This window comes from Bradyrhizobium oropedii (genome assembly GCF_020889685.1).
Classification (GTDB): domain Bacteria; phylum Pseudomonadota; class Alphaproteobacteria; order Rhizobiales; family Xanthobacteraceae; genus Bradyrhizobium; species Bradyrhizobium oropedii.
The window spans coordinates 1-6,721 of sequence record NZ_JACMYO010000300.1 but is presented as its reverse complement, the minus strand read 5'-3'; the positions used below and the strand labels follow the sequence as shown (position 1 = coordinate 6,721).

Here is a 6,721-nt window from a genome sequence, read left to right as displayed (position 1 = left end):
GACCTCTCCCCGCAAAGAGCGGGGAGAGGTGAAGAGGACTCGTTCCTCAGATATTCAGCTCCACCGGCACATCCTCGGCCTTGACGCCCGCAAGCCCAAGGCCCTTGACGAACCATTCACGCATCTGGCCGATGCCGCGGTTGTAGTCGATCCACACCGACAGGAAATCGCGCCAGCGCTTGTCCGCTTCGCGCCGCACCGCCGTGCCGCTCGCGATCGTCACCGAGGGCGAAGCCAGGATCTTGTAGGTGCCGAGGTTCGGGTTCTTGGCGATCGCGGTCAGCCCGAGCACCAGCGCGTTGACCACGCAATCGACGCGGCCCGACGACATTTCCAGCATCACCTCGTCGCGTGACTTCAGCGACTTGATGGTGGCATTCGGCGCAAAGCGCCGCGCCACCGCCTCGTTGGCCGAGCCGACATCGACCGCGATCTTGACCTCGGGCTTGTTGATGTCGGCCCAGGTCTTGGCCTCCAGCCCCTTCTTCAGCATCGCGCCGAACGGATGCGGGAACACCAAATTGGTGAAATCGACCACCAGCGCGCGCTGCGGCGTCGGGTTGAGCGCGAAGCCGAGGTCGATCTTGTTGGCCTGCAAATCGAGGATCGAATTGCCATAGGTCGACTCGACATATTCCAGCTTGACGTCGAGCAGCTTGGCCAGATCGTTGGCCATCTCGATCGAGAAGCCGGACCAGGTGCCGGTGGCGAGGTCCTTGTTGAAATAGGGCAGCTCGCCCGGCAGCACCGCGATCCGCAGCACCTTGTTGGCGCGGATGCGATCCAGCGTGTTGTCGGCGGTTTGCGCCGCGGCCGGGGTGGCCATGGCGGCCGCGAGCGCCGCGCCGCTGCCGATCCCGAGCGCATAGCGCAGCGCGTCGCGGCGATCTTCGGAAATTTTGATGTCGTCGGATTGAGTCAAGCGGGCCTCCCTGCACCAGATGGGGAAGCCTAGCGTCGGTATCCGGTGCCAGCAAGTGCGCGCGCCTGCGCCATTGGTAGGCGTGGCGAAGAGGAGATGCCTATCTCTTCACCTCGCTCTGCTTGCGGCAGGGCTATCGCATATGACTTACCTTCGCAGGGGCGCCCTGCCAAAATATCGAAAACAACCCCATGCAAAGTAGCCGGCGGCGTGCCGGCATTCGACGGGGCAACTTGACATGTCGGGCAAATCAGCGCTATTATTCTATTATTCAGAAATAGTGCGCCTTACCCGGCGAGTGTAACATTCACCGTTCGCGCGGAGGCAGCCCCTCACCCTGACCCTCTCCCCGTAAGAACGGGGAGAGGGGAAGCGACCACCATCAATACTGCCCCGGCACGTACATTTCCCGCGGGATCGGGCCGCGGTGATAGTCGGGGTTCCGCATCCGCGGCGGCAGCACCACCGGTTGGTGGGTGACCTGCTGGTAGGGGATCTGGCTCAACAGATGCGAGATGCAGTTGAGGCGGGCGCGCTTCTTGTCGACGGCATCGACGATCCACCACGGTGAGTCCGCCAGATGCGTGCGCTCCAGCATCGTCTCCTTGGCCTTGGTGTAGAGCTCCCAGCGGGTCCGCGCCTCGACGTCCATCGGGCTCAGCTTCCACTGCTTCAGCGGATCGTGGATCCGCATCGAGAAGCGGAACGCCTGCTCCTCGTCGGTGATCGAGAACCAGTATTTCAGCAGGATGGTGCCGGAGCGGATCAGCATGCGCTCGAATTCCGGCGCCGAATTGAAGAATTCCTCGTACTGCTCGTCGGTGCAGAACCCCATCACCTTCTCGACGCCGGCGCGGTTGTACCAGCTGCGGTCGAACAGCACGATCTCGCCGCCGGCCGGCAGATGCGAGACATAGCGCTGGAAGTACCATTGCGTGCGCTCGCGCTCGTTCGGCGCCGGCAGCGCCGCGATCCGGCAGACGCGCGGGTTGAGCCGCTGGGTGATCCGCTTGATGACGCCGCCCTTGCCGGCGGAATCGCGGCCCTCGAACAGCACGACGACCTTCTTCTTCTCGTGCTGTACCCAGTCCTGCAGCTTGACCAGCTCACCCTGCAACCGCAGCAATTCGCGGAAATAGAATTTGCGGTCGATCGACGGTTGTCCGACGGCCCCGTCATGGTCGAGCTCGTCGAGCCTGACGTCGTCGAGCTCGAGCTCGAGTTCCTCGTCGAGGCTGTCGGCCAACTCCTGATGGATGCGGGCACGCAAGGCTTCCTCGCGCAAGGCTTCCTCGCGCAAGCCTTCCTCGCCCAAGGCTTCGTCCCGGGCGGCTTCGTCGGTGAGGTCGGAGGCGGTCATGAACGTCCGTCTTTCAGTGTGTTAGATGGATCGGACGGCAGCATTGACGGGCGATGTTACCCCTCTATGACATCGGCATGACCGCTGTTTCACGCCCCCGGGCGGACTGTGCTAACAAGACGAAAAAAGGGAGATGCCGATGATTTCGCTCACGCCAAGAGACACCCTGCCGGAGGACGGCACACACGGCACGCTGGTCGGGCGGGTCTGGCTGCCGCAGGCGGGCGGGCCGGCCGTGGTCGCGGTGCGGGGCGACGGCGTGTTCGACGTCACCGCGCGCTTCCCCACGGTGAGCGCGCTGTGTGAGGAGACGGATCCCGCGAGCGCCCTGCACGCCACGCGCGGCGAGCGGATCGGCGATCTTGAGGCAATCCTCGCCAACACGCCGCCCGACGGTCGCGACAAGACGAGGCCACATCTGCTCGCGCCGGTCGATCTCCAGGTGCTGAAGGCCGCCGGCGTCACCTTCGCGATCTCGATGCTGGAGCGCGTGATCGAGGAGCGGGCGCGCGGCAATCCGTCGTCGGCGGAGGCGATCCGCAAGGAGGTGGTGCGCCTGGTCGGCGACGATCTCTCCAAGCTGAAGCCGGGCTCCGAGCAGGCGATGCGGCTGAAGCAGGTGCTGATCGACCAGAACGCCTGGAGCCAGTATCTCGAAGTCGGCATCGGCCCGGACGCCGAAGTATTCACCAAGGCGCCGACGCTGTCCTCGGTCGGCACGGGCATGGATGCGGGGCTGCATCCGAAATCGACCTGGAACAATCCCGAGCCGGAGGTCGTGCTTGTCGTCTCCGGCGCCGGCAGGATCGTCGGCGCCGCGCTCGGCAACGACGTCAACCTGCGCGACTTCGAGGGCCGCTCGGCACTCCTGCTGTCGAAGGCCAAGGACAACAACGCTTCGTGTGCGATCGGCCCGCTGCTCCGGCTGTTCGACCGGACCTTCTCGCTCGACGACGTCAGGAAGATGGATGTCGGTCTCACTGTGAAAGGTGCCGACGGCTTCGTGCTCGAGGGCCATTCCTCGATCTCCAAAATCAGCCGCGACCCGACCGACCTCGTCGCCCAGACCATCGGCTCCGTGCATCAATACCCTGATGGCTTTGCGCTGTTCCTCGGTACGATGTTCGCACCGGTGAAGGACCGCGACGCCAAGGGCGAGGGCTTTACCCACAAGCGCGACGACATCGTCACCATCGCCGCCCCGCAGCTCGGCAAGCTCGTCAACCGCATGCGCAGCAGCGACGAATGCGAGCCCTGGAGCTTCGGCCTCAGTGCGCTGATGAAGAACCTAGCGCAGCGCAAGGTGCTGTGAGGAGAAGCGTAGGGTGGGTTAGCCGAAGGCGTAACCCACCGACTTCGTGCCACGGAAAAGATGGTGGATTACGCTTCGCTAATCCACCCTACGCCTCTGTGAGGATGGGATCTGAATCCATCGTGAGGTGAGCACGCTCGTCAGGCTCCCTCCCCCCTTGCGGTCCCGCAAGGGGGGAGGGAACCCTTCCGCCGGTGCTTGCCTCACATGATCGCTGCAGCGCTCACACGTAGCTCGCCGTCACGCTGCTGAGCGGCATGAAATCGGCAACGCAGGCATCGTCATGGCTTGCGAACCACCGCGCGCTTGACGCCTGTTGCGTCGGCAAGATGCCCCGCGGTGAAGCGCGAGATCAGCGATGCCGCGAACTGGCTGCCGGCGACGAGGCCGATCACCAACGTATCGAAGCCGAGGCCCTGGTGGACGTGCAGCGGCAGCGCCGGCATCGCGAGACCGATCACCAGAAAACCGGAGAAGATCACGGCGACGATCGGGAACAGTGTTGCGGCGACCGACGGTTCGGCGACCGGGACTTGTGACGTCGTGACGGACATAAGCGGACAACGGGTTCGATCAATCTCTGCCTGCAAGCTAGGGCTACCGCTGTCCTCTGATTAGATGATAAAATCCGTATGGATTTATCAGCTTGGCTTATCAATGAACCGGGACAACGCCAGCGATCTGCTCGTCTTCCTCGCGGTGGCGCGCGAGCGGAGCTTTACCCGGGCTGCCGCCAAGCTCGGCCTGTCGCAATCGGCGCTGAGCCAGATCGTCCGGGCGCTCGAGGAACGCCTTGGCGTGCGGCTGCTGAGCCGGACCACGCGCAACGTCGCGCCGACGCTGGCCGGCGAGCGGCTGTTGCGGACCATCGGCCCGAAATTCGACGAGATGGATGCCGAGCTGGCCGCGTTGAGCGAACTGCGCGAGAAGCCGGCGGGCACCATCCGCGTGACCTCGACCGAGTATGCGGCCGAGGCGATCCTGATGCCGGCGTTGCGCTCGATCTTGCCGAAATATCCCGACATCAAGGTGGAGGTCGTGATCGACTACGGCCTCACCAATATCGTCGCCGAGCAATATGACGCCGGCATCCGCCCGGGCGAACTGGTCGCCAGGGACATGATCGCGATCCGCATCAGTCCGGACCTCCGCATGGCGGTGGTGGGCTCGCCCGACTACTTCGCGACGCGCAAGAAGCCGCGAACGCCGCAGGAATTGACCGAGCACAATTGCCTCAATCTGCGCCTGCCGACCCATGGCGGCCGGCTCTATGCGTGGGAGTTCGAGAAGAACGGACGCGAGCTCAATGTGCGTGTCGAGGGCCAGCTCGTGTTCAACGGCTCCGGCACGCTGCTGAGCGCCGCGGTCAACGGACTTGGTCTGGCCTACATGACCGAAGGGCAGGCGAAGCCGCAGCTGGCGAGCGGCCGGCTGGTGCGCGTGCTGGGCGACTGGTGCCCGCCGTTCTCCGGCTACCACCTCTATTATCCAAGCCGCCGGCAGGCCTCGCCTGCATTCTCGCTGCTGGTCGACGCGTTGAGATATCGCGGCAAGGTGTGAGCGAAGCGGCAAGTGTGTCCGCGTCGCTCATTGCGCGATCCGGCTGCGCGATGATGTGCTACCGTTCGCGGTAGCCGCCTTCGTTGCCGAACATGTTCAGAAACCTGGACGGCAGATCAATCGCATGCCGCAACTTGAGCGCGCGCAGATGCGCGAAATTCGGAGCGACCGCTTGTCGCACCGTTATGTGAACCAGTTCATCCTCGTTCGCGCCGATCCGTTTCAGCATGTTGGCTCGACGCGAACAGAAGGAGTCGCGGACATGAGCGAGCAGCCATCCAATGGAATGCCCGATTGGCTCACGACGGATATGCTGGTGATCGCCGTCGCGCTCGTCATCATCGTCATGGGCATATGGATCGCGCCTTAGCGCGCCATGCGCGGGGCGATGGTGAGCCTTACAGGCCCATCATCCGGAAGATCATGCCTCCGATATTCGGGCCGTGATGGTGGCGGCGGCGATGATGGCTTCGCGGGGATTCGTCGTCGCTTGCGGCCATTGCGGTCCTGCTGCCGTCGCGCTCGGGCCCGACCGCGTCGAAGGCCGCCTTCTGCTCGTCGCTGAGCGCGTTGTAGAAGGTGTCGAGGGCAGGACGTACCGTGCCGATCGCCTGAAGCATGGAATCGAGTCTGGCTTCGACCGCCGCAAGGCGTGCCGGCGGCGTGCGCGCGTCGGTCGGCGGACAAGACGATTTCAATGCGTCCTCGGCCTTCGTCGCAGCATCCCGCAAGGCATCGAGGCTCGCCCGCTGTGCGTCGGTCGGCTTGACGTCGCGTTCGATGACGTCGCCGGGCCATGCGATGGCGGCAGCTTGCGCCGTGTTGCAACTGCCGTTGCCTGACGCCGTCTCGCGCCCGGTGCGCTGCCGGTTCGCCGCCAGCGCGGTCACCTTCGCCTTCTGATCGTCGCTGAGCAGCCCGTAGAATTTCTCCAGCGCCGGTTGCAGGATGCCGACCGCGTCGCGCATGGCCTGGAGGCGCTGCTGCATCGAGGCGAGGCGGCTCGGTGCGGTCAACGGCACGTCCTTGGGACACGAGTTGAGAATGGTCTCGGACGCCTTCTGCGACGCGCTGGCGAGATCGTCGAGCGCGGCGCTCTGCTCGGCATTGGGCTGAATGGCGCTGCGGAATTGCTCGATCGGGAAGCCCGCGATATCGCGCGTGTCGCTGCCGCACATGTCGGCAAGCGCATTGGCTTGATAGGGAGCGCCGGATCGGCTGGTGACCGGCGGCCGCGGACCGGCGCGGCCGGGCAGGTAGTCGGCATAACCGCTCAAGGCATCGTAGTCATAGGGACCGAACAGGCCAGTGTAGATGTCATTGTAGCCGTAGTCCCAGAAGTACGGGTCGTAGTCGTCGCCCCACCAGGCATAGTCATAGAGATCGTAATAGGCGTAGGGCCAGAACACCGGGCCGACCCAACCGAAACCGCCATGCGGATGGCGCCACCACCAGCCGCCATTATGGTTGTGATATCCCCAGGCTGCGCCAGCAGCGGCCGTCATGACCGCGGCGCGCGCCGCCGGATTACGCAAGCCGCCCGGGCTGCGCAGGGCGGCCGTAACCG

Annotated in this window: 7 protein-coding genes; 2 read left to right on the top strand and 5 right to left on the bottom strand. The window is 64.6% G+C overall.

Features of this window, described 5'->3' with window-relative positions:
• Positions 1-46 precede the first annotated feature (46 nt).
• Positions 47-922 (bottom strand): transporter substrate-binding domain-containing protein, encoded by an 876-nt coding sequence (locus tag H8A95_RS40910; RefSeq protein ID WP_229188169.1) that lies wholly within the window; start codon positions 920-922, stop codon positions 47-49.
• 382 nt (positions 923-1,304) lie between these two features.
• A complete protein-coding gene (gene ppk2, locus H8A95_RS40905; RefSeq protein ID WP_229188168.1) occupies positions 1,305-2,282 on the bottom strand; it encodes a polyphosphate kinase 2 in 978 nt (325 codons plus the stop codon).
• Positions 2,283-2,421: 139 nt separating this feature from the next.
• Here ppk2 and H8A95_RS40900 point away from each other — a divergent pair, with 139 nt between their 5' ends.
• Positions 2,422-3,594, top strand: coding sequence for a fumarylacetoacetate hydrolase family protein (locus H8A95_RS40900; RefSeq protein WP_229188167.1), 1,173 nt, complete (start codon positions 2,422-2,424; stop codon positions 3,592-3,594).
• Positions 3,595-3,875: 281 nt separating this feature from the next.
• On the opposite strand, the gene H8A95_RS40895 is transcribed toward H8A95_RS40900, so the two are convergent.
• Positions 3,876-4,148 carry a hypothetical protein gene (locus tag H8A95_RS40895; RefSeq protein WP_229188166.1) on the bottom strand — a complete coding sequence of 91 codons (273 nt, stop codon included), beginning with the start codon at positions 4,146-4,148 and terminating at the stop codon, positions 3,876-3,878.
• Between the two features lie 103 nt (positions 4,149-4,251).
• Here H8A95_RS40895 and H8A95_RS40890 point away from each other — a divergent pair, with 103 nt between their 5' ends.
• A complete protein-coding gene (locus tag H8A95_RS40890; RefSeq protein WP_229188165.1) occupies positions 4,252-5,154 on the top strand; it encodes a LysR family transcriptional regulator in 903 nt (300 codons plus the stop codon).
• Between the two features lie 58 nt (positions 5,155-5,212).
• Here the strand turns inward: H8A95_RS40890 and H8A95_RS40885 are convergent, their stop codons facing one another.
• Positions 5,213-5,383, bottom strand: a complete 171-nt coding sequence (locus H8A95_RS40885; protein ID WP_229188164.1) for a hypothetical protein — start codon at positions 5,381-5,383, stop codon at positions 5,213-5,215.
• Positions 5,384-5,552: 169 nt separating this feature from the next.
• Positions 5,553-6,721, bottom strand: a 1,169-nt coding sequence (locus H8A95_RS40880) for a Spy/CpxP family protein refolding chaperone (protein WP_229188163.1), incomplete at its 5' end; no start/stop codon positions are given.